The sequence below is a fragment of the Kribbella sp. NPDC058693 genome (assembly GCF_042715335.1).
Taxonomy (GTDB): domain Bacteria; phylum Actinomycetota; class Actinomycetes; order Propionibacteriales; family Kribbellaceae; genus Kribbella; species Kribbella jiaozuonensis.
Genome location: NZ_JBHXSQ010000002.1, coordinates 1,439,163 through 1,462,144 on the forward strand (window position 1 = coordinate 1,439,163; position 22,982 = coordinate 1,462,144).

Annotated in this window: 18 protein-coding genes; 4 read left to right on the forward strand and 14 right to left on the reverse strand. The window is 69.6% G+C overall.

Features of this window, described 5'->3' with window-relative positions; all coding sequences use genetic code 11:
• Positions 1–19 precede the first annotated feature (19 nt).
• Positions 20–1,618, reverse strand: coding sequence for an ABC-F family ATP-binding cassette domain-containing protein (locus ACFWUU_RS16495; RefSeq protein ID WP_137254954.1), 1,599 nt, complete (start codon positions 1,616–1,618; stop codon positions 20–22).
• A 63-nt stretch (positions 1,619–1,681) separates the two neighbouring features.
• Between ACFWUU_RS16495 and ACFWUU_RS16500 the strand changes: the two genes are divergently transcribed.
• Complete coding sequence (locus tag ACFWUU_RS16500) at positions 1,682–2,587, forward strand: neutral zinc metallopeptidase (RefSeq protein WP_380176468.1); 906 nt, start codon at positions 1,682–1,684, stop codon at positions 2,585–2,587.
• Between the two features lie 57 nt (positions 2,588–2,644).
• Here ACFWUU_RS16500 and ACFWUU_RS16505 read toward each other — a convergent pair whose 3' ends face one another.
• From ACFWUU_RS16505 to ACFWUU_RS16565, 13 genes are all read right to left on the reverse strand, one after another.
• Positions 2,645–5,644 carry a hypothetical protein gene (locus ACFWUU_RS16505; protein ID WP_380176470.1) on the reverse strand — a complete coding sequence of 1,000 codons (3,000 nt, stop codon included), beginning with the start codon at positions 5,642–5,644 and terminating at the stop codon, positions 2,645–2,647.
• A 21-nt stretch (positions 5,645–5,665) separates the two neighbouring features.
• A complete protein-coding gene (locus tag ACFWUU_RS16510) occupies positions 5,666–6,616 on the reverse strand; it encodes a hypothetical protein (protein WP_380176472.1) in 951 nt (316 codons plus the stop codon).
• 112 nt (positions 6,617–6,728) lie between these two features.
• Positions 6,729–7,373: a hypothetical protein gene (locus ACFWUU_RS16515; protein WP_380176474.1), complete on the reverse strand. Its 645-nt coding sequence runs from the start codon at positions 7,371–7,373 to the stop codon at positions 6,729–6,731.
• Positions 7,374–7,393: 20 nt separating this feature from the next.
• Positions 7,394–8,161 (reverse strand): TadE/TadG family type IV pilus assembly protein, encoded by a 768-nt coding sequence (locus tag ACFWUU_RS16520; protein ID WP_202877700.1) that lies wholly within the window; start codon positions 8,159–8,161, stop codon positions 7,394–7,396.
• Complete coding sequence (locus tag ACFWUU_RS16525; RefSeq protein ID WP_137254950.1) at positions 8,148–8,585, reverse strand: TadE/TadG family type IV pilus assembly protein; 438 nt, start codon at positions 8,583–8,585, stop codon at positions 8,148–8,150. The genes ACFWUU_RS16520 and ACFWUU_RS16525 overlap by 14 nt, the downstream gene beginning before the upstream one ends.
• An 8-nt stretch (positions 8,586–8,593) precedes the next feature.
• A complete protein-coding gene (locus ACFWUU_RS16530) occupies positions 8,594–9,007 on the reverse strand; it encodes a TadE/TadG family type IV pilus assembly protein (protein WP_137254949.1) in 414 nt (137 codons plus the stop codon).
• Positions 9,008–9,032: 25 nt separating this feature from the next.
• Complete coding sequence (locus tag ACFWUU_RS16535; protein ID WP_137254948.1) at positions 9,033–9,254, reverse strand: hypothetical protein; 222 nt, start codon at positions 9,252–9,254, stop codon at positions 9,033–9,035.
• A gap of 100 nt (positions 9,255–9,354) precedes the next feature.
• Positions 9,355–10,275: a type II secretion system F family protein gene (locus tag ACFWUU_RS16540; protein ID WP_137254947.1), complete on the reverse strand. Its 921-nt coding sequence runs from the start codon at positions 10,273–10,275 to the stop codon at positions 9,355–9,357.
• A complete protein-coding gene (locus ACFWUU_RS16545; RefSeq protein WP_137254946.1) occupies positions 10,272–11,177 on the reverse strand; it encodes a type II secretion system F family protein in 906 nt (301 codons plus the stop codon). The genes ACFWUU_RS16540 and ACFWUU_RS16545 overlap by 4 nt, the downstream gene beginning before the upstream one ends.
• Before the next feature lie 4 nt (positions 11,178–11,181).
• Positions 11,182–12,492, reverse strand: coding sequence for a CpaF family protein (locus tag ACFWUU_RS16550; RefSeq protein ID WP_380176476.1), 1,311 nt, complete (start codon positions 12,490–12,492; stop codon positions 11,182–11,184).
• The gene (locus ACFWUU_RS16555; protein ID WP_380176478.1) at positions 12,489–13,289 is read right to left on the reverse strand and encodes a hypothetical protein; all 801 of its coding nucleotides are present in this window, start codon (positions 13,287–13,289) and stop codon (positions 12,489–12,491) included. The genes ACFWUU_RS16550 and ACFWUU_RS16555 overlap by 4 nt, the downstream gene beginning before the upstream one ends.
• A complete protein-coding gene (locus tag ACFWUU_RS16560) occupies positions 13,289–14,029 on the reverse strand; it encodes a hypothetical protein (protein WP_380176480.1) in 741 nt (246 codons plus the stop codon). The genes ACFWUU_RS16555 and ACFWUU_RS16560 overlap by 1 nt, the downstream gene beginning before the upstream one ends.
• Positions 14,030–14,081: 52 nt before the next feature.
• On the reverse strand, positions 14,082–14,543 hold the full coding sequence (locus tag ACFWUU_RS16565; protein WP_137254942.1) for a hypothetical protein: 462 nt from the start codon (positions 14,541–14,543) through the stop codon (positions 14,082–14,084).
• Between the two features lie 148 nt (positions 14,544–14,691).
• Here ACFWUU_RS16565 and ACFWUU_RS16570 point away from each other — a divergent pair, with 148 nt between their 5' ends.
• From ACFWUU_RS16570 to ACFWUU_RS16580, 3 genes are read left to right on the forward strand one after another with little or no spacing between them, the layout of a single operon-like run.
• Positions 14,692–21,819 carry a hypothetical protein gene (locus ACFWUU_RS16570; RefSeq protein ID WP_380176482.1) on the forward strand — a complete coding sequence of 2,376 codons (7,128 nt, stop codon included), beginning with the start codon at positions 14,692–14,694 and terminating at the stop codon, positions 21,817–21,819.
• A gap of 33 nt (positions 21,820–21,852) precedes the next feature.
• Entirely contained in the window at positions 21,853–22,383 is a 531-nt protein-coding gene (locus tag ACFWUU_RS16575; RefSeq protein WP_380176484.1) for a hypothetical protein, read from the forward strand.
• 3 nt (positions 22,384–22,386) lie between these two features.
• Complete coding sequence (locus tag ACFWUU_RS16580) at positions 22,387–22,944, forward strand: hypothetical protein (protein ID WP_380176486.1); 558 nt, start codon at positions 22,387–22,389, stop codon at positions 22,942–22,944.
• Positions 22,945–22,982: the final 38 nt, after the last annotated feature.

Consider the following 22,982-nt stretch of genomic DNA (forward strand, 5'->3'; position numbering starts at 1 on the left):
GGATATTACTCGGAAGTAATCAGGCGAGCGAGACCAGGTCGGCGTAGTCGTTCGACCAGAGGTCCTCGACGCCGTCCGGGAGCAGTACGACGCGCTCCGGCTCGAGCGCCTCGACCGCGCCCTCGTCGTGGGTGACCAGGACGATCGCGCCGGTGTACGAGCGGATCGCGTTCAGCACCTCGGCCCGGGAGGCCGGGTCCAGGTTGTTGGTCGGCTCGTCGAGGAGCAGGACGTTCGCCGCGGAGACGACCAGGGTCGCGAGCGCGAGTCGCGTCTTCTCACCGCCGGAGAGCACGCTGGCGGGCTTGTCGGAGTCGTCGCCGGTGAACAGGAACGAGCCGAGGACGCTGCGGGCCTGGGTCTCGTTCAGCTCCGGGGCGGCGGACTTCATGTTCTCCAGCACGGTCCGGTTGACGTCGAGGGTCTCGTGCTCCTGGGCGTAGTACCCGAGCTTGAGGCCGTGGCCGTCGATGACCTCACCGGTGTCGGCCTTCTCGATCCCGCCGAGGATCCGCAGCAGGGTCGTCTTGCCGGCGCCGTTCAGCCCGAGGACGACGACGCGCGAGCCCTTGTCGATCGCGAGGTCGACGTCGGTGAAGATCTCCAGCGAGCCGTACGACTTCGACAGCTCGCGCGCCATCAGCGGCGTCTTGCCACACGGGGCCGGCGTCGGGAACGAGATCTTCGCGACGCGGTCGGCCTGGCGCTCGTCCTCGAGCGACGACATCAACCGCTCGGCACGGCGGAGCATCTGCTGCGCGGCGGCGGCCTTGGTCGCCTTGGCGCGCATCTTGTTCGCCTGGTCGACGAGCTGGGTGGCCTTCTTCTCCGCGTTCGCCCGCTCGCGCTTGCGGCGGCGCTCGTCGGTCTCGCGCTGGCTCAGGTACGCCTTCCAGCCGACGTTGTAGATGTCGATCTCGGCCCGGTTCGCGTCCAGGTGGAAGACCCGGGTGACGGTCTCCTCGAGCAGGTTCACGTCGTGGCTGATCATGATCACGCCACCGGGGTACGTCTTCAGGAAGTCGCGCAGCCAGATGATCGAGTCGGCGTCGAGGTGGTTGGTCGGCTCGTCGAGCAGCAGCGTCTCGGCCTGCGCGAACAGGATCCGGGCCAGCTCGACGCGGCGGCGCTGACCACCGGACAGGGTCGCCAGCGGCTGGCCGAGGACACGGTCCGGGAGGCCGAGGTTGGCGGCGATCCGGGCGGCTTCGGACTCCGCGGCGTACCCGCCGGCGGCGTGCAGGTCGGCCTCGGCGCGCTCGTACCGGCGCATGCCCTTGGCGCGGGTCTTCTCGTCGGCGCTGGCCATCGACTTCTCGGCGCTGCGCAGACGTCGTACGACGTCGTCGAGGCCGCGCGCGGACAGGATCCGGTCCCGGGCCAGTACTTCGAGGTCGCCGGTGCGCGGGTCCTGCGGGAGGTAGCCGATCTCGCCCGATTTGGTCACCGAACCGCTGGCGGGCAGGCCTTCACCGGCCAGGATCTTGGTCAGGGTCGTCTTGCCGGCGCCGTTGCGGCCGACCAGCCCGACCTTGTCGCCGGGGCCGACCCGGAACGACGCGGGCGCGAGCAGTTGCCGGGCACCGACGCGAACCTCGAGATTGGAAACAGTGATCATCGGGGTTCGGAGGCGTCCTTACGCTAGAGCTTCAGCCGAGTTTGCTGATCTAGTGTATGTGGCATGAAATTCAATCCGGACGCGGATCTCGACACCAGCGGTGTCGAGGACACCCGTGGGAGTGGCGGCGGGCGCGGCGGTGGGCTGCCGGGCGGGATGATCCCGGTCGGCGGCGGCATCGGCGGCATCATCCTGCTCGTGGTGATCCTGCTGCTGACCGGCGGCCTGCCAGGCGGAGGTGGCAGCGCCGACCAGCCGGTCACGCAGAACACGGCACCCGGCAATCTGAGCTCCTGCAAGAAGGGCACCGACCTGCAGGCGAACTCGAACTGCCGGTTCGTCTTCTACCAGAACTCGATCGAGAGCTTCTGGGCCGCAGAGCTCCCCCGGCGCGGGAAGAAGTACACCCGGGCGCCGATGCGGGTCTTCGACGGCTCGGTGAACACCGGCTGCGGCCCGGCCACCAGCGCGGTCGGCCCGTTCTACTGCCCGCCGGACATGCGGGTGTACCTCGACCTCGGGTTCTTCCAGACGCTGCAGAGCGACCTCGGCGCCCGCGGCGGTGAGTTCGCCGAGGCGTACGTCGTGGCGCACGAGTACGGGCACCACATCCAGAACCTGTACGGCATCCTCGACCGGATCAAGACCCGCAACGGCCCGACGTCGGACTCGGTCCGTTCCGAGCTGCAGGCCGACTGCCTGGCAGGCATCTGGACCAACCACGCCACCACGGTCCCGAACAAGAGCGGCCAGCCGCTCATCACCGAACTCTCCGAGGACGACATCGCCCGCGGCCTCGACGCCGCCGCCTCCGTCGGCGACGACCGCATCCAGCAGAAGACCCAGGGCCAGGTAACCCCGGAGTCCTTCAGCCACGGCACCGCCGCCCAACGTATGAAGTGGTTCCAGAAAGGCATGGACACCGGCGACATGACCGCCTGCGACACCTGGTCCGCCAACCCGCTCTGACACACCAACGAAGAACCGCCCGGCAAGCGCTGCCGGGCGGTTCTTGTTGTGTAGGTGTCAGGCGACCTGGGCGGGGCGGTGGTAGCCGGGGAGGAGTTCGTCGACGAGGGCGTCGGTTTCGGCTTCCGGGCCGCGGGGGGCGCCGTGTTTGGTGAGGGCGGCGTACAGCTGGCCGGCGACGTTGGTGACGTCGGCCGTCGTACCGAAGTGGGATGCCAGGCGGAGCGTGGCTCGCCACAGTTCCTCCGAGGCCGGCGAGAAGCTGAGGCCGGTCTGGAGGGCGGTGCGGGCCAGGTTGCCGTCGTTGTGGCTGAGGGACGCCTCGGCGAGCCGCAGGGACGCGTCGACGACGGCCTCGGCCATCCGGCGTTCGATGCCGGACGCGGCGAGCCACGAGTAGCGGCCGCCGGGCAGGTTCGACCAGGCGGGGCCGTGGACCAGGCTGAGCGCCGTCGACAGCGGACCACGCGGGTCGTCGACCATCGTCGCCTGCTTGGCCAGGGTCCGGAAGACGTCCCAGTCGACCCGGACGACGCTGCGGTTCAGCATCCAGCGGCCCGACTCATCGGCGTACATGGCGTCCACACCGACCCAGCGGCGGGTGTGCTCCAGCGCGGCGTCGCGCAGCTCCTCGCTGATGCCGCGCGGCCAGATCGCACCGGCGAGCACGTTCGGGTGTACGCCGTAGTCCTGGCTGGCGAGGAACGCGATGATCTCCGTCGACAGCGAGACCCGGCCCTCGTCGATGACACCGCGAGCGTCCACCTCGACCGGGCCGAGCAGGTCGACCTCGACCGGAGCCGGCTGGCTCAGGTCGGTGGTCGAGAACTCGTACGCCGGCATGTCCTGCTCCGCACGGCGCTTGTCCAGCGCGTCGAACTCGGCCGCGTCGAACAGCGCGACCAGGTCGGCGAACTGCTCCGGGTTGACGCTGTGCGCGTCGACCTCGAGGCCGAGCAGCCGGCAGACGGCCTGGTTCTTCTCGTCCACGACGAACCGCCACGGCGAGTCGAGTACGTCGCCGACCACGACGACCGCGATGCTGCGCTTGGCGTCCGCGGCCAGCCGGTTCAGCTGGTCCTGCTCCTCCGGCGACGGCGGCGCGGACACGAAGATGATCTCCGAGCCCCACAGCGCCGCGTCCGGATGCGTCATCCGGGCATCCGCGACCGAGTCGACGTTCCGCCGCTGGCACGCCTGAACCTGCGCCTCGGTACGCCGGGCAACCTCGCCCATCGCGTCGTCGAGCCGGATCCAGTAGCTCAGCCGGGTCGGCGCCAGCGACGACAGGTCGTCGCCGAATCCGACCATGCTGATGTGCGCGCCCTCGGACCACAGGTTCGTCGCCAGCTCGACGGCCAGCGAGCCGACGACGTCGCGGGACGCGTTGGTCACGCCGCCGAACGAGACGATCCCGTTCGCGGTGTCGAGATCGATCAGCACCGTCGCGCCGTCGGCGTTCTGGCCGACCGTGACGAGCGTCGGGTACGGCGCGGGCGCGCTGACCTCGCTGGTCGGTCCGTACGCGCGGCGCAGCGTCCAACGGGTGCCTTCGGCAATCGCCTGCCACGGACCCGGCGGCTCGGGCTGAGCCTCGTACGGGTCGAGCACCAGCGTCAGCGCCCGGTCGGTCACCAGCGCGGCGACCACCTTCGGCATCGACCGCTGCAGCTGCGTCATGTCGGCGCCGAGCTTGCGCAGCGCGTTGTCGACGAACTGCGCGGTCGGGACGTCCGACGCGAGCCGCAGGCCGACCTCGGTCTGCCGGTGACCGGCCGCCTTCGGGCCCGGACCCTGCGCCCAGCCGCGACGCCGCTTCAGCGCCAGCGCCAGACCGGCGGCGAGCAGCGCCGCACCGAAGCCGTAGATACCGGCCTGCTGCAGGTCGATCCCGCCGTCGTCCGTCGCGACCGGAGTCGCCTCCGGAACCTGGATACCGCCACCGGCCGGCTCGCCGTGCTCGGACTGACCGGTGCCAGGAACGTGCGGCTCGACGGAGACACCCGGCTCCCCCGGCTTGACGTTCTTCGCGCCCGGGTCGCTCTGGGTGGTGCCGATGACGATCGACGAGCCCGGCTCGATGCCCTGCTCGGAGTACCTCGACGGGTTGCTGGTCTCGGTCTTGCCGCCAGTCTTCGTCTCGGTCTTCGTCGTCGCCTTCGTGGTCGGCTTGACGGCGGTCCGGGTCTCGGTGGTGGTCTTCGTGCTGACCGTGGTCTTGCCGGTGCGGTCGTCGATGCTGACGCGCACCGTGTGCACACCCGGGCCCTTGGCGTCGCCCGGCAGCCGCACCTGCCAGCCCGGCAGGATCAGATCCGGGTTGGTCAGCCGGCGTCCGTCGGGCTGGAGCTTGTTCTTGTTGAGGTCGTAGATCTCTTTGTACCGGCGGCCTTCGCCCAGGTACCGCTCGGCGATGTCCCACAGGCAGTCGTAGTTGCGCCCCTGGGGCGGACGGACCTCGGTGTACTTGATGACCTGACCTTGGTGGTCGTGGTTCGTCCGTACGCCGGTCGTCGTCTTCTGGTTGCCCGCGAGGATCTTGCTGGCTGCCTCGGTCTGACGGAACTGGGAGGTCGAGCTCTCGTGCCGCGCGGAGACCGAGGTCGGGGCGGCCGGACCGGCGGTGGTGACCGCGCTCGCGACCGGCAGGCTGACGCCCGCGCCGGCAGCGATCAGTACGACGGTGCCGATCAGCCGGCGAGCGATCGTCTGCGAACCGCCGCCGAACGGGATCCGTGGCGACAAACCGTGCCCGCGGATCTCGGCGACCGCCTCCGCGATCAGGCAGATGACGAAGTGCAGCCAGGCGATCCAGATGACGAACGCGATGATGCCGAGGACGGTCCGGATGCTCAGCTCGTCGAACAACATGCTGCTGGTCGGCATCTTGTCCGGCCACGGGGTCCCGAAGAATCGCAGCAAGACGTACGGCACGCCGCCGACGATCGCGAGGATCGCGAGCAGCGCGACGAACCCCTTCAACCGGTCCGCGCCCGGACTCCCCGCCCGCCGCTGCGGCAACCGCGCCGCACGCACCGGCTCATTCGTCCTTACCATCGCTCCTCCATACCCCCACCATCAGCCACCAATGGCCTGAACTTCCTGCACAGGAAGCCGCTGTACTGCGGTTACGTTCGCCTTGCCGATCGAGTGCCAGCCACCCTGGTCCTTGCCGACCCAGTAGAAGACCTCCCAGGTGATGGTCAGCTTCACCGTGTACATGCCGTCCGGTTGCGTCGCACTCGAGCGCTCGTAGATGTGCTTGCACGTGTTGATCTGATGGAACGGATCCTGGGTCTCGTCGTATCCGTCCGGGTCGTCCTCCGTCGTGACACCCATCAGGCACTTGAACGGCTTGGTCCCGTCGCCGGGATCGACCGTCATCGCGGCGACCTGGCCTCGCATCGTCAGGTTGTGCTTCGGGTCGATGTAGCCGCTCAGCGCTCCCGGATTCTCCTCGTCAGCCCCCGCCTTCGAGCTTTGCGCAGTCAGGGAGAAGAAGGCAGGCACGTTCACCCGGGGTGTGAAGGTCGGCATGACAACCAGCGCCGGCGGCGGATAGTTGCTCTTGAACGGGTGCCAGAACGGCTCCATGTAGTTGGGGAACGGGCATTGCGCCTCTTCCACCGGTCCTACCGGGACATAAGCACGCTCGAGGTGCGCGTTGTCGCCGCCGTCGTACGTGTCGAGGTTGTAGTCGGTGATCGTGATCCGCATCACCCACTTCTTGCCGTCCGGAGCCTTCGGGAGGCGGATGCCGTCCGGGATGTCGAAGTCGCGGCACGGAATGAACGGCCTGCCGGCCAGGCGCTCCCGCCAAGTCGGCGGTGGCTTGTTGGAGCCGTTCGGGATGTACGCTGCACCGTTGCTGCAGTACGCGCCGAAACCGATCGAGTTGACGTACATGCTGCAGACCGACGTACCGGTCTGGATGGTGTCGTTGGCGGAGGCTGCGGAGACCGGGCCGGCCATGAGTAGTGCGAGCACGGCGCCCAGGATCACCAGTCCGCGGCCTACTCGGTTGTGCATCCTCACTCCCCAGACTTGACGGCTCTTCGGCAGATTATCTTCGACCAGGGGCATCATGCCCGTTGCCCAGTGCCCCGTCACCTATTCGGAATGTGAATTCCGGGGTTCTGATCTAGGCCGGATAGTGGACTCCGCTGCACTTCACCCCGGTCGACGTCGCCAGGCGGTACGGCAGCCAGCCGATGCCGGTCTTGATCATCTCGATCACCTCGGGCGAACCGTTCGGCGTGACGACCGTCCACTTCTTCGCCTTCGGGTCCCAGTACTGCGTGGTCTGCGAGCGGCACGTCTGCACCGCCACCGTGCCGTCGGGCGTGCTCTTCGCGCCGACGATGACTACGCTGCCGGGCGGCTTCATGATCCAGCCGTTGCGCTGGGCGTCGAAGATGCCTTCGGACACGTCGGAGTAGAAGAACGACGGGAACTTCTTCTTCAGGACCGTGTCGTCCTTCGACACCAGCGCCTGGAAGTACAAGGGATAGCTGGTCACGAGGCCTTGGACGGCGGGGTTCGAGGCGAAGTTCCCGGCTTTGATGATGATTTGCGCTTTCGCCGCCGTGGTCGGCTTCGTGGTAGCCGCGGGTTGGGTCGGCGCGCTCGAAGGTTCGGTCGGCTCCGCGGACGGGGTGTCCGAGGACGTCGTCGCATCCGAGCCACCGGCGGGGACCGGAAGCGTGCCGTCGTTCGAGTTTTTGCCGCAGGCACTCAACAACAGGACGCCGGTCACAACGACAGGCAGGAGGGCAGACCTACGCATGGGAGGCAATCCTTTGATCTCTAGCCGCCGGGCGGCTTCGTCGTCGACGGCGGCTCCGAGCTGGACGGCGGGCCGGACGGATCGCCGGACGGCGGCGGCGAGGAGTTGGTGTCCGGCGGCGGCGTCACGTTCGGGGAACAGGTCGCGGGGAACGGGAACGGCGACAGGGTCCAGGTCGGGGTCGGCGAGCCGACGGTCCAGGTCGGGCAGGGCAGGTCGATCGTCGGCGGGTGGGCGACCGACGTCGGCGCACCCGGGCCGTCAGTGGTCGGGTTGACCACGATCGGCGGGATCGTCGGGCTGTCGTCGGCCTTCTCTATGCCTTGCTCGGCGTGCGCCTGGCCGGTGCCGCTGGCCTTCAGCGAGGTCTTGCCGATCAGGCCGAGGAACGTGGTCTTGTTGGCGATGTCGACCTGGATGTCGACCTCTTTGTCGGTCAGCGTGGTCGGACCGCAGGAGGTGACGGCCGGGTCGTTGTTACGCACCTGCGCGCAGAACCCGGAGATTGCCGTGGCCGCCTTGGTGGTGTCGATCTTGGCCTCGGCGACGTTCAGCTGGATCGCGGCCGCCCCGACGCGGGCGGCCTCCTGGGCGTACCCGACCGCACGCGACCGCGCACCCAACTGCCGGCCGCCGTCGATGACCAGGCCGGCCAGGGTGAAGATCATCACCGCGAGGATCGCGACCGCGGGACTCAGCGCACCGCGGGAGAAGCGCCGATGGTTGCCGGGGGCATCGATTCGGAAGAACTCGACGAGCCGCGACCGGTGCCGCTCAGGAGCCGTCACCGCGCACCCCCCGGTACGGGTCGAGGGACGAGGTGAAGCGCTTGGTGATCGTGGTGTCGCCGCCGAGGCCGAGCAGCCCCAGGTCACGGTAGTTGATCGTGCAGGTGACCTCGACCGACAACGGCGACCCGGCAACGAACCCGGTGGTGATCGAGCCCGAGGCGGTCGTCTTGCAGGACTTGATCGCCTGGCTCATCGTCGTACTGACCGCCGTGTCGACGCGGCTCTGGGCATCCGGCAACGACCGCGCCTGACTCGCGCTGCGGGCGCCGTCCCGGGCCGCGCTCTCCAGCAGCGACGACGTCTGGAAGTACCGCCCGCAGGCGAGCAGGAACATGAACAGCAGGAGCAGCACCGGCGCAAGGATCACCATCTCCAGCGCCATCGTCCCGCGCTCGCGACGGATCCCCAGTCTCCGCTTCATCCTCACACTCACTTGTCGGCTTCGAACTGTTCGATCTGGCCGGTGGCGGTCCGGCTCACCTTCAGCGTCAGGCCCGGCACCAGCGAGACGGTGTCACCGGTGACGGTGAACGAGACCGTGCCCTCCGGGCTGTTGTACGCCGGGAACGGCACATCGGCGTGCTGCAACGTCGTACCGCCGAGCTGTGTCGCGTACGACTGGATGTCCGACCGGACCTTCTCCCCCACCGCGGTGGTGTAGACGGTCGGCTGCACCAGCCGGAGCCGGGACACGCCTTCCTCCGCAGCGTTCAGCGCGACGGAACGCCCGTACAGCCACAACGCCGTCTGGATGGACAGGAAGATCAGCGTCAGGATCGCCGGCGCGAGGATGGCCAGCTCGAGCGTGCTGACCCCTCGCTCCGACCGTCTGCGTCGCTTCATCCACCCCAACCACATAGGGCGACCGTCAGCTGCCCGTGTCGATATCGGCCGTGTGCTTGCTGATCACGCGCTTCACCACCACGCCGATCGCCAACGCGGCGACGACCAGGATCCCCGAGATGATCGCCCACTCGAGTGCGGAGGCGCCCAACTCGGTGTGCCCCTGCCGCGCCCGGGCCCGCTGGGCCTGCGCCCGTGCGAGCGCGTAGCGGGCCATGGTCCGCCAGAACATCAACTCCGAGGTCATCCGATTGCCTTCCAGATCGTGAGGCCGAAGGAGGCCTCAGTATGCCCTGTACGACGGGCGAAGCCGCGCCGTGGATCCCGTGCCCTGGTCACTGTTTTCCCTAACTTCCGAGGATGGCCACACCGGCCGGGAACGCCAGAAAAAGGAAGAATGCCGAGATCATGACCAGCTGCGCAACCAGCATCGACTGAGAGCGCTCACCCGCCTTGCCTTCCACGTCTGCCAGCTCCTTGCGCCGCAGCGATGCCGCCCGTGCGAGCAGCGACGAGCGGATCTTCGCGCCCTCGTCGCCGGCCAGTGCGAGCGCCGACGCGAGGTCGCGCAGTTCCTCGACGCCGAGGTCCTCGCCGAGCAGCGCCATCGCGTCCCACGGCGTGATCCCGATCAGTCGCGCGTTCGCGAGCGCCTGCCGGATCCGGGCCATCGCCCAGTGCTCGCCGATCGTGGACGCGGTCATCAGCGCCTCGGGCAGACCGCGGCCGCCGGCCAGGTTCATCGCGACCAGGTCGAGGAAGCTGCCGACCACGTGCCGGAAGTCGCGCCGCCGCTTCTCCGCCTCCTGCCGCAACGCCAGGTCCGGCAGGAAGAACGCCAGCACCATGAACGCGAGCGTCACGATCGCCGGCGCCGCGCCCGGTGCGGCGAACCCGATCGCGGAGAACAGGAACAGCACGATCGGGATCAGGATCAACGCGCCGAGCGCGAAGAACACCTTGGTGGCAAGCATCGCGGCGAACGGCTGGTTCATCACCGCGAGGTCGCGGCGGAGCTTGCCGAACGCCCAGCCGCGCGCGTTCGCCTCGGCCTCGAGCCGCCGGCCCAGCGTCTCCCGGGCCCGGTCGACGCCGCCGAGCACGCGCTCGCCGGCCGCGCTGGTCGTTGCCCCGCTCGTGTACCCGCCGCGCCCGGCGTCGATCCGCGCGATCGTCGACAGCACGTTGGTCCGCGGCTTGATGAAGATCCGGATCGCGACGTACACACCCAGGCCCGCCAGGGCGCCGGTGATGAAGGCCCAGGTCATCCGCTCACCGTTTCCATCCGGTCGTCACCCGGCCGGCTGAGCCTGCCGTCGGTGTTCATGCCGATCAGGAACCGCTCCGGCACTTCGATCTTCGCCAGTCGCCGCAGCCACAGCAGACCGAGCGCGTACAGCCCGATCACCAGCGTCAGCACGACCTGCCCGATGAAGCTCCGGTACGGCGCCATGTACGTCGGGTTGAACAGGATCAGCCCGGCCGCCATGATCAGCGTGATCGCGACGACCACCTGCACGCTGCGCCGGGTGGACCGCCGTTCCGCCGCGACCTTCCGCCGTACGTCGAGCTCCTCGCGCGCGGAGTCCGCCAGCGCGCTCAGCACCTCGCGCAGACCGGGTCCACGGAGCCGGGCGTTCAGTACCAGGGCCGCGACGATGAGGTCGGCCGACGGGTCGTTCAGGTCGTCGGCGAACCGCATGAGGGCCGAAGGCAACGGTTCGCGGATCCGCAGCCGGTCGACGAGCAGGTTCAAGCTGGGCTTGATCGCAGGTGCGGCGTTGACCGCGGTCGCCGGGATCGCCTGCTCCAGACCGACCGCGCCGGCGATCGTGTCGCGCAGTGCCTCGGTCCAGGTGGCCAGTGCGTCCAGCCGGTCGATCGCGCGGCGTTCCTCACCGGTGCCGCCGAAGAAGCGGTCCGCCATACCGGCCAGCAGACCGAGCGCGATGGCGAGCACAAGCCAGCGGGTCACCACCAGCACCACCAGGCCGACGGCGATGCCGGCGCCCAGGCGGATCAGGTTCCTGCGGTGGTCGGCGCCGCGGTTGCGGAACAGCGACGGCGTCTCGTCCTTCGGCTCGGTGCCGCGGATCGCGACGATCAGCAGCAGTACGGCGCCGCCGACCACCGCCCCGCACAGCAGCGCGCCCAGAGTCCGGTCGTTCATCGCGTCACGCCCACGTTCCGTGGACGAGGGGCTGGTACCCGAAGTGTTCGAGCTCGTCCATGCAGGCGATCGGCGCGTGCGCTGCCGCGCGGCCGTCCGGACCCGGGGCGAACACCTCGCCGGACAGCACCCGGCCGTCCCAGCCGGTGACCTCGCGGATGCTCTCGACGTACCGGCTCAGGCCGCCGCCGCGGGTGTAGTCGTTGTGCTTGCGGACGAACACGACGAAGTCGAGCGCGCCGGCGATCAGCATCTGGGTGGCGTCCATCGGCAGCCGCTCCATCGCCTGGATCGCGTAGGTGCTGATCCGGTTGAACACCTCCATCGAGCTGTTCGAGTGGATCGTCGACAGTGAGCCGTCGTTACCCTGGCTCATCGCGTTCAGCATCGTCACGATCTCGTCGCCCAGCACCTCACCCACGATGACCCGCGAAGGGTTCATCCGGAGCGATCGGCGGACCAGATCCGCCATCGTGACCTCGCCGACGCCCTCGGAGTTCGGCAGCCGTTCCTCGAACGCGACCACGTTCGGGTGCAGGTCCTTGAACTCCCCCAGGCCGAGCTCGAGCGAGCGCTCGACCGTGATGAGGCGCTCGTGCGGCTGGATCTCGTTGGCCAGCGCGCGCAGCAGCGTGGTCTTACCGGAGTTCGTCGCGCCCGCGATCATGATGTTCTTCCGCGCGGCGACCGCGGCCCGCAGGAACGAGCCGATGTCGTCGGTCATCGTGCCGTTCTGCACCAGGTCACGCAGGAACACCTTGCCCAGCCGGGCCCGCCGGATCGACACCGCCGGCCGCGACGTCACGCCCATCACCGCGGACAACCGGGAGCCGTCCGGCAGCCGAAGGTCCAGCTGCGGGTTGGCCGAGTCGAACGGGCGGCTGGTCAGACCCGCGTGCGCGGCCAGCACCTGGATCAGCTCGACCAGTTCGTCGTCGCTCTCGGCCACCGGGCCGGGCGTCTCCTCGCGGCCGTCGCCGTACTGCACGAAGACCTGGTCGCAGCCGTTGATGTCGATGTTCTCGACCTCAGGGTCGTCGATCAGCGGCTGCAGCCGGCCGACACCGAACAGCGCGGAGTGGATCGCACCGGCGATCTGCGCGTCGTCGTCCGGGGTCGGCGGCGTCCGGCCCTCGGCCAGCTCGTACCGCGCGTGGTCCTCGAGCACCTGCACGATCAGCGACCGCGCGTACTCCCGCTCGTCCTCCGCACTCATCGGAGGTACGCCGTTCACCTGGTCGCGGCGACGCTGCTCGTTCAGCCGCTCCGCAACCTGCACGCGCAGCTTGCGGACCAGCTCCTGGTCAGCGCTCATCGATAGTCACCCGGCGGGAACGCCGCGTTGGCCATGTCGAAGTCCTGCGGCGGAGGCGCGGAGACCAGCGACGCCATCTCCGCGGTGATGTCGGTCGCCGACCTGATCAGCGGGGTCTTGTCGAGCCGCCCGTGGCCGCGCCCGTCGAAGAACGCCGCACCGGCCGGGTCGTACGCCAGGTGCCAGCGGTGCCGCACCGGTACGGACATCGCGTCCAGCACGGTCCAGACCTGCTTCACGCCGTCACGCCGCTTCGGGTCGGCGACCACGACCACGCCGAGCTGTGCGTCGACGTGGTGCACCAGAGTGGACAGCCGCTCGCGCAGGTGCGCGACCGACGAGCCGGTCGCCGTACACACCAGCACGACGAGCCGTGCGGACTGGATGACCGGCAGCTGCGGCGACGACGCACCGATGCGCCCACAGTCCGCCAGTACGTCGCTGCTCTGCATCTGGTTGAACGAGATGCCCAGCGGATGCCACAGACCGCCCATGCCACCGACCTGCTCCGGCGAACGCACACCGAGCAGTACGTCGAGACCGCCGTCGAGCTGCTGGCTGTGCGCGAGGATCACCTCGTCACCCAGGCCCTTCCGGCTCGCAGCGGCCAGGCTGACCAGGCCGCGGTCGGAGTTGAGCGCCGAACCGCCCGGTCCGGTCATCCGGATCGCCACGTCGCTGCCGGCCGGGTCGCACTCGGCCAGCAGCACCTGCCGCGGCCAGAGCGCACCGATGACCAGACTCGCGGTTGTGACGCCGGGTGAACCCTTCGCGCTCGCGAATGCCACCAATGCCATCAGTTCGCCCCGCCGTTGCGCTCCACGTCGGTCTTGGTCCCGGGCGCCAGCTTCGCCAGCATCAGCGACTTGGAGGCCGCGGCCGCGCCGACCGTGGTGATCTGGTCGGCCGGGACCAGCACGGTCACGTTCAGCGAGCTGTTCGCGTTGGTCTTCGAGTCCGTGATGGCGCCCGCGCTGGAGGTCACCGTCGCAGCCTTGACCAGCGTGATCGGCGTGGCGCCGTCCTGGTTGGCCGTGGGGACCCGGGTGATCGAGACGATGTCACCGACGCTGAGCCCGTCCGACGGCGCGCGGCCGGCTTCCAGGCTGATACCGACCAGGGCGGCGCCGGCCGGGATCGGCTGCTCGCCGTCCTTGGTGAAGTTCTCGGGCGTGACGAACTGGTCCTTGTACAGCCAGGTGGTGGTGTAGCGGCCGAGGTACTTGCTCGCCTCGGACCACGGGATCAGACCACCGGTCGCGCCGGCCAGGTCGCCGCGGGACAGGTCCTTGGCCTCGAGCTTGTGCCCGGGCGGGAGGCTGTCGGCGGAGATCGCCACGAAGTCGGACCGGTTGCCGCTGTTCAGGGCAATCAGTGCGGACCCGGCAGCACCGAGCAGAATCAGGATGACGGCGAGGGCGGCCAGGGCCGGTCGTCGCTCGCGGCTGCTCGGGAGGCGGTTCGGACCACCACCCGAGGGTCGGCCCGCGGCCCGGGCGCCTTGGGAAGGGGTTCGCGTGGAGGACGAGAGACTCACGCGCCTACCGTAATGGCAGCGAGGTACCACTCGCGCCGGCAGGCCGGCGCCGTTACCGCGCTGCGACCCGCCTGCGTTCGAACGTGGTCAGCAGCTCGTTGAAGGCGCCAGGTCCGCCGTACAATTGGTCTAGATAGGTGTACAGCGCACGCAGCGCTCTGCCGAGGTCCTGCTGCCACCCGCTCTGCCCCTCCAGCCAGGTCACCAGCTCGCGTCCCTCGACGAGCGTGACCGCCGCATTCACCGGCTGGACCAGCCGGTCGCTCTCCGGATCTCCTACGCCGCTGGGCCCGCGGACCTCCCGGACCGCGTCGGCCAGCGCCTGCCGCCGCGCCCCGGTGTAGACGTAGTCGAATCCGGCCTTCCCGTGCAGCTGGTCGAGGTACGCGCACAGCGAGGTGAACAGCTCGATCCCGTCGTACTCCGGGCCGTCGCCGGCCACGTGCCGCAACTGGGCGACCATGCTCCGCGCCTCGGAGACACTCCATTGCGATGTACCGAGCCGCTCGACCATGAAGGTGATCCTAGGATGGTCACTCGGCGTAAATCGTTAACAGTTCGGGTGAATCGAGTTGCTGGCGAGTAACCGATTGTTTGCTAGATTCCGGAACTAGGACGTCCTAGTGACAACTGGTGAGCACTTGGACACCCAACGGGAGGGGGTGAGTCGGCTGACCACACCCATTTCGTCCGCCGCCGATCCGACGACTCGCGCCCGGTGGGCAGTACGAACCGCGCTCGGGATCCTGCATCCGTCCGCCGTTCCGCTGCGTAACGGCAGGGTCTGGCTGACCGGTCGCGACGACATGGTGCCGGCGTACGTGATGCGGGCCCTGGAGGCTCAACTCGCGCGCCGGGCCGCGGACCGTGCCGCCGACGACCGTCTGCTGGCCGAGGCCGTCTGCGTGCTCGGGGCCGAGGTGGCCCGGGCTCGCGGTCAGCTGCCGGCGCGCGGCGCGGTCGGGGCGCTCGACCAGTACTTGCGCAGTCCGGGGCTGGACCAGTCCCGCCGTACCGAGGCTGAGGCGTTGCTCAGATACGCGCTCAGCAGTGCTGCTCCCGATGACGCGGAGGCCGCCGCTCGGCTGGACCGCCTGCCCGGGTCGAACCGGCCTGTCCCGGTGTCGACGATCGTGTCGGCCTCGGCGACGATCAGCCGGGACGCCCTCGTCGTCGGTGTGAACGGACCGGTGAACGGGCCGCCGCCCGGCTCGGCCGGCCGGCGACATCGCGCTCCGGTCGGCAGCAACCACAGACGTGCCGAAGGTCGGCGGGTCTGGACCTCGCAAGTTCACGGCACGGGCCTGGTGACCGGTGCCGGTGGACGACCGAGTAGCCAGACCGACCTGACCGGGTCCGGCGCGCTGACGGCGCTTGCCGCGATGAACCAGGTGGATCTGGCTGCCTCGGTGACCGACCGGCCGGCCATCGACCTGCAGGCCCAGCAGGCGATCCTGCAGACGACGGTCAGCGACGTACCGCAGCACGTCCGGGTCGAGATCGGGAAGACCACTCTCGGCGCGATGGCCAAGGGCATCATCCGGTCCGGTACGGCGGAGGACCCGCACGTCCTGCAGATCTCGCCACGGCTCGCCGACGAGCAGCTGCGGCACGTGTGGACCCACCAGCTCTCCTTGATGACACAGGAGATCGCGGCCGCACAGGCGGCCCGGCCGCGCGGTGTGCTCGGCCGGTTGAAGTCGGTCTTCAGCCACGAGCGGCGCGACCGCCGGCTCCAGGCCGACCATGCGGCGTACCAGGTCATGGTGCGGGACTGGCAGCAGGCGCGCGCCGAGACGCTGGCCAACGGGGCTCCGAGCGGGCCGCGCAGTCTGTCGGAGCTGGAGCGCGACCTCAACGGCCTGGCCCGGACCATCCGCCGCCACGGCGGCGCCGAGCCCGTTCTCCCCTGGTCCGCCGAGGCGAACGCCGGACCGGATGCAGCCGCCTTCGGCAGGCCCGACCCGCGGCCCGCGCCGAACTCGGTCGCGCACCTCCGCGAAGAGGTCCTCACCCAGATCCAGTCACTCGAGTCCGCGGTCACCGACCTCGAGTCGCGGTCGGCGACCAAGGCCGAGACCGCACACACCGCGACAGAGCTGGCGGAGGAGACCAAGCGCCAGGCCGATGTGGAGGCGCAGGGCCTCGACCTCGGCGCCGCCGAACGCGCGCGGATGCTCCGGATCACGGCCACGGCCGCTGAGAACAAGGCCGCCCGGCACACCGAGATCAGCGGCGCGTACGGCGTCGCCGCGACCGAGGCGCAGCGCGCGCTGACGGCGTACCGGACGCTGCTCGACGGGATCGACTCAGGCGGATCGCAAGGCCAACTGAAGACGTTGGCCGACGCTGCACGCAGTCAGGTCAGCAAGTACGAGCAGAGCTGCAGCGCCGCGATGCCGGTCGCCGATGTGCTGATGACCGGTACGCCGGAGGGCGAGCCCGTCGTACTGCCGGTCGACGTGATCAACGAGGAGCTGGAGGCGAACGGCGCCTCTCGTCAGCTGCCGCAGACCGGGCCGCTGCCGCTGGAGAGTGCGGAGTACCGGCTGCTGCTCTCGCAGGACGGCATGGTGTTCCCCGTCCCCGGCGACGGGGACGGCAGCATCTCGGAGATGCCCGAGGTCCGGGTCCGGATGCTGGCCACCAACATCCGGGAGATCACCCGCCGCGACTTCGAGATGGCCGAGCAGATGTCCGGCACGCTCGGTGAAGGCGGCATCAGCGCCGGTACGACGAACACGCACTCCGGCAGCACCACCGTCGGACTGAACCTGCAGCCGATCATCGCGCTGGCCGCTCCGGGTACGCCGCTGCACGCGGCCGCCCAGCTCACCACGCCGAAGCTCGAGGCGACCCACGGCCACACCCTCGCCGAGAACGCCGGCGAGAGCGGGTACCACATGCTCGGCTGGGTCGGCCTCCACCGTGGTGAGTCGCTCCTGGTCGAGTGGGACGGCGTCCTCGAGGTGGAGGTACGCAACTCCCCCACTCAGCCCTGGTCGCCGGTCCGGAGCATCGACGTCGGTCCGCAGCAGACCTGGGTGGCCAGTCCGTACACCGTGAAGGCGGCGTCCGAGACGGTCACGCTGGCAGAGCTCGGCCACGCCCAGGACGTCACGGGTGAGTTCCCGCGCTTCACCATGGACAGCGTCGACGGCCTGCGCGGCGTCGCGACGGACGTCATCAGGCAGGCACAGGACCGGTACGGCGACCTGGACGAGGTCACCGCGAGCCACATCACCGGCCTGATCGTGACGGACACGCCACGGCTGATCCATGACATGAGCCGGCCGGGTGGTGTCACCCGGAGCTTCCGGACCGCCGACAACAACGAGTACGAGCTCACCTGGGAGACCACGCCGGACTGGAGCGCGGCCGAGCTGGTCGGCGAGTTCAGCTCCGAGATCGGGATGGAGAAGGTTCCGGTCGGCTTCCTCGGCGGCAACGCCAGCCAGACGTACGGCGCGTCGCTCACCGGCACCGGTTCGCTGTCGTTCCCCGGCGTACGGGACGCGGCCCACCCGCTGGGCGCGGCGACGGCGCTGAACAACGTCGCCGGCTCCGGGGTGAACCTCTCGCCGAGCGTGTCGGCTGGGCGGAACGTGTCCCGGCAGGGCGGCCAGAACATCAGCAACACCACGATCTCGCCCGTCGTCCACCGGTTCATGGGGACCCAGGGCGTCAAGGTCCCGCTGAAGACGACGGCGACACTGCGCCGGATCGGCGACCGGAAGCCGCCGATCGTCGTGGACAGCCCGTGTACGGCGCACATGCGGGTCGCCGAGAACGACCTGCTCCGGGCCGGTGGCCGGGCGGACGCGAAGGCGATCCAGCGGGACGAGCACGGTGCGATCCGGACGGACCAGGACGGCCGGGTGTTGCTGCGCGACGACCCGGAGCCGCCGACCGGCCCGCAGACCGCGCCGCCGTGGATGGGCCGCGGGCCGGGCCAGATCCGCGGCGTCGGCCAGGGCCTGGTCCAGAACATCGTCGGCGCGGACGCGGCCCGTCACGACGCGCTGATGGAGCTGAAGGCCCAGGGGCTGGTGCCCGATCTCGACAAGTACGACCGTCCGCGCGGTGACGCGACCAGGGCTCAGCTCGCCAACTACGAGCGCGTCGTCCAGGCGATCAGCGCGGCGCGGCTCGCGGCCGGGATGAACGAGGCCTGCCAGGGCGGCCTGATCGTCGTACTGGAGGATCACGGCTTCGCCGGCACGCCGCGCTGGCGTCCGTACCGGTTGACCGTCGACCAGGAGTACGACGAGAACACCGGCACCTTCGTGTCCGAAGGCCGTGGCACGAGCACCAACGAGAACCAGGTGCCGCTCGGCATCAGCTCGGTGGCCTCCAGCCGAACGATCGGGCGGAGCAGTTCAGTGCCGGTCTCCGCCGGTATCGAGGGCTCCATCAAGCCGGCTACGGGCATCCGCGGCTGGGCCGCCAAGCTCGGTGTGAAGGCCAGCCGGTCCGCGTTCATGCGGAACATGAGCTGGACGGCGGGACTCCGGATCAACCGGGTCACGCTGAGTGAGAGCACCGAGCCGCTGGACCGGGTCAAGCAGAAGATCCGGATCAAGTTCGCGGAGATCACCGACAACGGGGATGCCACACCGCTGGCCGATGTGGGCGGCAGCATGGAGATCGCCTACGACAGCCCGCTGGCCCGCGCCGAGACGCCGGTGCTCGCCCAGACTGCGCAGGCGCCGACCTCGGAAGCCGTTCAGCAGGCCATGCCGGTCGCCGTCGACGCGGGCAACGTGGCCGACGCGGTCGCGGACGCGATCCCGGCGATCCGGGCCGACTCCACCGCGCTGCCGACGCTGCACGCGGCGCTGGCCCCGACCAGTCTGGTCGCGAACCGCGAGTGGATGAACGGGACGTACAAGCCGACGTTCATGGTGGTGCAGGCGCCCGGCAACCCGGTCCACGCGTTCCGGGACGGGACGATCCTGCCGCAGCAGTACCAGGTGCAGATCCGCGGCGAGGCCGTCAGCCTCACCCATGTCGCGATGACCCAGCAGAACAGCGTCGACATCAACTTCACGATGAGCGATGTCGGCTACACCTCGGGGACGTCCACCTCCGGCGGGGTCACCGGCACGGCCGGCGGCGGCCCGGTCGAGGCGGATGGTTCGGCGTACTCCGGAGGCGGATCGCTCGGTTATACCGGCGGTCGGGCGCAGTCGACCACGATCAGCGAGACCTCGGGCGAAGAGCGGCTGCTGATCAACGCCGGTACGCACCATCAGTTCCTCGAGCAGTACCGGATGTTCGCGGACATCGTGCACAACGGACAGGTCGTCAAGACGATCACGCTGCCGGATGCGACCGTGCAGAAGCTGATGGCCGAGCGGCGGGCGCTGGAGCTCTACGCGTCCGGCAAGCTCGACCTGCCGCTGAGCGTGGTCAGCGATGCAGCCGAGCGGTACCTGAACGACAAGCTCCCGCTCAGTCCGCGCGTCCGCGGTGGCTTCGTCCGCCGCTACAAGCTCGAGAAGCAGGGCGTTACGACTGGTCTTGCGGCGACGCACACGACCGAGCGGCTCGCCGCCAAGCTCCGCGCGGATGGTCTCAACGCGGCAGACCAGTACCAGACCGAGGACGAGAAGCTCACCGCGAGCATCGATCAGTCCGACGAGCTGGCGAACACCGGCCGGACCATGCACGCCACCGGGGCGTACAAGGACAGCCTGGGCGGGGCCGAGACGGAAAAGCTGGTGGTGGTCGCCGGCAAGGTGACCCAGCCGGTGGACCTCGAGCCACAGGTCGCGGCCCAGGTCGACGAGATCGCACCCGGCCTGCGGAACGCGAGTCCGGTGCTACAGGCCGGGCTGGAGATCGCGCTCCAACCGGAGAACCTCAGCGGCCAGCTGGACGACATGCTCGGCCCGGACGGGGTCGAGATCCCGCTCGAGGCGCCGCTGGACGGCCGGGAGCATCCCGACCTGTTCGTGGTGCTGGTGCGGGCGCACTTCGACGGTGACGTGACCGTGCGCGCCGTACAGACGGACAAGGACGGGAAGCTCCTCACCGACGAGCACGGCCGGCCGAAGCTCGCGCCGGAGCAGGCCGGCGGAGCCGAGCAGGCGTACGACTACCAGCAGCGCGACCGGTCCGTGAGCCGGACCCAGTCGATCTCTGTGGGCGTCGACGGCGGCGTACCGGGGGCGGCGGGGGTCAATCCCACCGGCGGTGTCTCGACCGACCTGACCACGACCGACACCCTCGGCGACGGGCACCAGAACACGAACCTGCGCCGGCACGGCAACTTCGTCCGCAACCTGGCCGAGCGGAAGCTGGTCTTCACCACCGAGGTGATCCGTCGCCACAACGCGGGCGCGGCTGCCATGACCAGCACCGGCGCGAAGCTGCGCCGGCTCGACCCGGACGTCGTCACCAGGTCCGGGACGCGCGAGCTGACCGCGACGCTGTACACGATGATGCCGGAAGGCGAGTTGCAGGACGGCCCGGAGCCACAGACCGCCGAGGTGGCCGAGCCGCGACCCGACCACCGCAGGGTCCGGCTCCCCGAAGGCGCGATGCCGCTCCGGTCGGTGCCGTTCGGGCGGGGCGAGAGGAAGCAGGACCAGCTGTTCGACAACCTGAACGCCGTCCTCCGGCAGCCTCAGTTCCTCGGTCGGCGTGGTGTGGCCGAGTTCCGGCACCTGATCCGGGCGACGGTCAAGCCGAGTGCGCTGAAGGCGAAGATCGGTCGGCTGCTCGACGGCGGGATCGACCTGGTGCCGATGGCGAAGCCTGGCAACGGGAAGTCGATGATCAACGTCACGGTCAACGCCACCGCGGTCGGCTGGGAGCTCGACGGTGACTCCTCGCCGGGCCAGGAGGGCCACGTCTGGCGTAGTCAGCGGGTGGCACGCTCCAGCAGGGTCCGGAACCGGCGTACGCCGCTGACCGCGACCGGCGGGCTGAACGGCGGAGTGGTGTCGGTCAGCGGCTCGATGGGTGAGCAGGTCAAGGAGCAGACCGGAGAGGGGACCGGCAGCCGGTTCGAGCTCAGCCGCTTCCTCGAAGGGCAGATGGTCACGGTCAGGATCCCGGTCGTGTACGACGCCACGATCCGCACCAGCACCGACAACGGGCGCGGCGAGCAGGTCACGAGGAGCACCACCCACGTGCCGGACCTCGCGCACGGTCAGATGTTCGTCCGGATGCTCGCCCACCGGTACCTCGAGGGCCTCCGGCAGCTGGAGCAGGGCGCGGCGCTGGACTCCGTGCTCGCGAACTCCCGGCTGCAGGCCGTGCCGGAGAAGCTGGGACGGCCGGACATCGTCGCGACCGAGTACGGCGAGGGCAAGGACGGATCCGTGCACCAGCCGTACCTGCCGCTGCTGGCGGCGATCGACCGGGCGCAGGCGACGCGGAAACCCGTTGTGCTGCTGGTCAAGGAGGCCGACGGCACGGAGCGGAAGTACCAGGCGCTGCCCGGCGATCCGACCCGCAACCGGCCGCCGACCCTGCTCGGGGTGAACGACGGTGGTTTCGCCTCCGCGTTCGCCACGCTGAATCCCCAGCTGGTCCGAATGGCCGAGGGCCGGGTCGACCTGCGCGAGCTCTACAACACGTCGTCACCGGACGGCAGCTTCAACGGCAAGGTCGCCGCCGAGCTGGAGAAGGCCGGCGTACCGCGGGATGTGCTGAAGGCGCTCGACTACACCACCGCGGCGCGCACGATGACGCCGGCGGCCGCCCCGACCGCCCGCCATCCGTCGAGTGGACGAACCATTGCACCAACCGGTCACGGACAGACGATGAGCGGGCCTTGAAGGCGATGAAGACCGGAGATCGAGAGGGGCGGTATGGCATTCGCGGTGGCGCGGACCCGGGACGAGGCGCAGCTCTACCTGGAGCTGCACCCCTGCCCGGACTGCGGGTCGATCGACGCGCCGTGGGAACAGGCGCTGATCGAGGTCGACGGTGAGCTGACGTCCAGCTACGCCGCGATCTGTCCGGGCTGCAACGCGCACCGCGAGTACCTGTTCGGTTTACCGGTCCGGGAGACGCCGGTGCGCGGCTGGCCCACGTTCGGCGGACCGGAGCCGTCGGAGGTGCTGGATGCGGGCCAGTGGCTGGCCGTCGCCGATTCGGCCGCGTCGGAAGTCCCCGCGGACGCGGCCGGGGCCGGTAAGGTGCTGGCCGTCGCGCGGGCAGCCGTGGACGAGGTGATCAAGTTCGTGCCGGCCGGTGCGGACGCCGTACCGCAGGATTGTTTCTGGACCCGCGTAGGTCGTGAGGTCCGGGATGCGGAGCCGGGGCGGTTCCGGCTGGAGCGGTTGCTGATCGCGCGGGACACGTACGACGAGCTTGGCCGAGAGCTAGGAGCGAGATAACCGATGCTGACCGCGAGGACCCTGATCGAGGCCCAGATCTACGTGAGCCTGGTGACCGCGGCCGACCCGGAGGCCCCCGCGGTCGTGCCGGCGCGGCCCGAGCCGGGAGTCAACGTGACCGACGGCCCGGACGCGTGGGTGTTCGCGTCGCCGGCCGGCGAGATCACGATCCCGTACGCCTCCGAGCGCGCCGCCACGACGATCGGCGCGCGGTTCGGGCTGGGCAAGTCGCAGCTGATCGACGCGGCGCAGTGGGCGATCGTCTCCGCGTCGTTCGCCCGCCGGGCGCTGGACGCGGACATGGCGTACACCGGTGCGCCGGACCAGGACCGGAATGTTGTCGAGCTGAACTGGGAGTTCGCCGCCGACGCGGTCAGCGAGGCGATCAAATTCCTGCCCGACGACGCGGACGAGGTCCCCGACGCGGACATCTGGTCGGAGTACGGCCGTGCGGCGAAGGCCCGGCACCCGCATCTGGTCAGTCGCGCCAAGCTGACTGACGACCTGGAGTACTACCGCGGCACGCTGGAGGATTTTCGCGCGCTGTACAAGCGATCCTGATGTGACGAAGGCCACCGGCAGAAAGTTACTCTACTGGT

Excerpts from the sequence above, each read along its gene's own strand:
- ACFWUU_RS16550 (WP_380176476.1), bottom strand. The coding sequence starts at position 12,492 with ATGAGCGCTGACCAGGAGCTGGTCCGCAAGCTGCGCGTGCAGGTTGCG.
- ACFWUU_RS16495 (WP_137254954.1), bottom strand. The coding sequence starts at position 1,618 with ATGATCACTGTTTCCAATCTCGAGGTTCGCGTCGGTGCCCGGCAACTG.
- ACFWUU_RS16555 (WP_380176478.1), bottom strand. The coding sequence starts at position 13,289 with ATGGCATTGGTGGCATTCGCGAGCGCGAAGGGTTCACCCGGCGTCACA.
- ACFWUU_RS16500 (WP_380176468.1), top strand. The coding sequence starts at position 1,682 with ATGAAATTCAATCCGGACGCGGATCTCGACACCAGCGGTGTCGAGGAC.
- ACFWUU_RS16575 (WP_380176484.1), top strand. The coding sequence starts at position 21,853 with ATGGCATTCGCGGTGGCGCGGACCCGGGACGAGGCGCAGCTCTACCTG.
- ACFWUU_RS16525 (WP_137254950.1), bottom strand. The coding sequence starts at position 8,585 with ATGAAGCGGAGACTGGGGATCCGTCGCGAGCGCGGGACGATGGCGCTG.
- ACFWUU_RS16535 (WP_137254948.1), bottom strand. The coding sequence starts at position 9,254 with ATGACCTCGGAGTTGATGTTCTGGCGGACCATGGCCCGCTACGCGCTC.
- ACFWUU_RS16530 (WP_137254949.1), bottom strand. The coding sequence starts at position 9,007 with ATGAAGCGACGCAGACGGTCGGAGCGAGGGGTCAGCACGCTCGAGCTG.
- ACFWUU_RS16540 (WP_137254947.1), bottom strand. The coding sequence starts at position 10,275 with ATGACCTGGGCCTTCATCACCGGCGCCCTGGCGGGCCTGGGTGTGTAC.
- ACFWUU_RS16580 (WP_380176486.1), top strand. The coding sequence starts at position 22,387 with ATGCTGACCGCGAGGACCCTGATCGAGGCCCAGATCTACGTGAGCCTG.
- ACFWUU_RS16515 (WP_380176474.1), bottom strand. The coding sequence starts at position 7,373 with ATGCGTAGGTCTGCCCTCCTGCCTGTCGTTGTGACCGGCGTCCTGTTG.
- ACFWUU_RS16505 (WP_380176470.1), bottom strand. The coding sequence starts at position 5,644 with ATGGTAAGGACGAATGAGCCGGTGCGTGCGGCGCGGTTGCCGCAGCGG.
- ACFWUU_RS16565 (WP_137254942.1), bottom strand. The coding sequence starts at position 14,543 with ATGGTCGAGCGGCTCGGTACATCGCAATGGAGTGTCTCCGAGGCGCGG.
- ACFWUU_RS16510 (WP_380176472.1), bottom strand. The coding sequence starts at position 6,616 with ATGCACAACCGAGTAGGCCGCGGACTGGTGATCCTGGGCGCCGTGCTC.
- ACFWUU_RS16545 (WP_137254946.1), bottom strand. The coding sequence starts at position 11,177 with ATGAACGACCGGACTCTGGGCGCGCTGCTGTGCGGGGCGGTGGTCGGC.